This is a genomic window from Streptomyces sp. SID3343 (assembly GCF_009865215.1).
Classification (GTDB): Bacteria; Actinomycetota; Actinomycetes; order Streptomycetales; family Streptomycetaceae; genus Embleya.
Window position 1 is genome coordinate 1 of record NZ_WWJX01000123.1, and the last position, 2,165, is coordinate 2,165.

Below are 2,165 nucleotides of genomic sequence, written 5' to 3' on the forward strand. Positions count from 1 at the left end.
GCTACGGCGCGCGGAGCCGAACCAGGCCGTGCCGTCGACCACGATCACCGTCAGGCGCGGAGTGTGAATCGGCGGGTCCGGCTCGTACGCGAGGTCACCGAGTGCCGCGACCGGCGTCGCGCCGTCCGCGAGGCGGTCCGCCACCACGGCGACCTGCTCGCCGTTTCCGTACACCAACCGGCCCGAGCGCTCCCGCGCCGCGACGTAGTGCCGGAGCGGGTCGTGCTCCCCGGGCCGTCCGGTCGGCGAGACGATCAACTCGTCGGCGCCCGCCCGCAACTCCCGTGCCCGAGAGGCCGGGCTGCGCCCGGTCAGGAAGTAGCCGCCGCACAGCGTGCCGTCGAGGGTCCTCGCCCACAGCACACCCCGCCCGGGGTATCGATTGCCTGCCACCACGTCGTCCAGTCGGTCCATGCTGTCGCGCCCACTCCACAAGGTCGATGGCTGTTGACGGTTCGATCCCGAGAGACCGACACCCCACCCGGTCACAGTGGGGGATTGAGGCCCTCGAAGAACGCCAGGAGGACGCTCTCGCGCAGACCGGCCGGCAGGCCGTCCAGCAGGGCGTGTACCGGGGCCATCCGGCCGTTGTCCAAGAGGCCCGCCTTGAGCATGAGTTCGGTCAGGCCGTCGGCCGAGACGCCCCCGTCCGCAGCGGCCATCGCGGCCAACTCGTCGACGAAGGACAGTTGTTCGGGCGTGGGCAGAGGGCCTCGTGCGCGCGCGGCCGATACCGCGACGCGCAGCGCCGACAACAGATCCGTCACGTAGGGACCGTGGGTCGCGGTCATGGTCAGGTGGATGCTCGGCGGGACGCCCGGTTGGGACAGCTGCGGTTGGATCGACCAGCCCAGGCGCTCCAACTCGTCCAGGAAGGGGAAGAAGTCGACCCCGTCCGTGGTCACGGCGACCAGACTCGCGGCCGGCCGGCCCAACACCCGCAGCCCGTCGATCCCGGCGATGCCGTCGATCAGCTCCCTGGTCGCGTCCATGGTGCGGCCCACCAACTCGCGATACCCGTCCGCGCCGATGTGCCGAAGCACCGCCCACGCCGCCGCGATCAGACCACCCGACTTCGAGCTCTGCATCGCGGAGTTGACCACCGGATAGCCGGTCCAGTCGGACGCGACGAAGTACTGGCCGCGCCGCATCGCCGCCGTTCGGTACAGCACGACCGAGCAACCCTTGGGCGTGTAGCCGTACTTGTGCAGGTCCACCGAGATCGAGTCCACCCCGGGCACCCGGAAATCCCACTCGGGCACGGGCAGACCGAGCTGTTCGGCGAACGGCAACACCCATCCGCCGATGCACGCGTCCACGTGACATCGCACCCCCACCCGAGCGCACATCGCCGCGATCGACCGGATCGGGTCCACCACGCCGTGGCCGTACGACGGCGCCGACACCACCACGAGCACCGTGCGTTCGGTGATCGCGCGCTCGATCGCGGCAACGTCGGCGGTCATGGTGACCGGGTCGATGTCCACGACGACCGGTTCGAGCCCGAAGTACGCGGCCGCCTTCGCCCACGCCGCGTGCGCGGAACGCGCGAACACGAGCTGCGGACGCTCGACGTCGGGCCGCGCGTCCCGGGCCGCCTTCGCCGCCATCAGGCAGCTTTCGGTGCCCCCGCTGGTCCAACTCCCCGCTGCGCCGGGCGGCGCGTGCACCATCTCGCCCACGGCCGCGACCACTTGGTGCTCCAGTGTCGCCACGCTCGGGAACGACGTCGGGTACAGCCCGTTGACGTGCAGATACAGCTCGAACGCCCGAACCGCGATCTCCTCGACCGAGGCCAAGCCGGAATCGAACGTGTTGGCCACTCCGGGGCGACCACGCCCGGGCTCGTCCCCCGCGTGCAGCGCCCCGAGCTCCGCGAGCACCTCGTCGATCGGCCGCCCACCAGCGAACATGCCCACGCCACTCTCCCCGAGCCGAAGGTGTGCGCACTCTAGAGCCTGCGGCCACCAGCGGGAAGCCGAAGTCGGGCACCTCCGCGCGGGGTTCGGGCAGCGGTTCACCCCGCTCGCCCCCATCGGGACGGCGTCCCTGCTCGGACCGGAACAGGTGGACCCGGAGATCGGTCGCCAGGTCGCCGTCGGCGAGACAGGCCACCGTTGGTGAGACGGGTCTCCGTCGGCGAGACAGGCCACCGTTGGTGAGAC

2 protein-coding genes are annotated in these 2,165 nt (G+C 71.1%); both read right to left on the bottom strand.

Translation table 11 applies throughout. The features are described from left to right. The coding region (locus tag GT354_RS04190) for an IMP cyclohydrolase (protein ID WP_237534358.1) at positions 1–414 on the bottom strand (414 nt) is incomplete at its 3' end. A 71-nt stretch (positions 415–485) separates the two neighbouring features. After that, a complete protein-coding gene (locus GT354_RS04195) occupies positions 486–1,913 on the bottom strand; it encodes an aspartate aminotransferase family protein (protein WP_161354802.1) in 1,428 nt (475 codons plus the stop codon). Between the last annotated feature and the right edge of the window lie 252 nt (positions 1,914–2,165).

Coding starts and splice junctions, on each gene's coding strand:
- GT354_RS04195 (WP_161354802.1), bottom strand. CDS start 1,913: ATGTTCGCTGGTGGGCGGCCGATCGACGAGGTGCTCGCGGAGCTCGGG.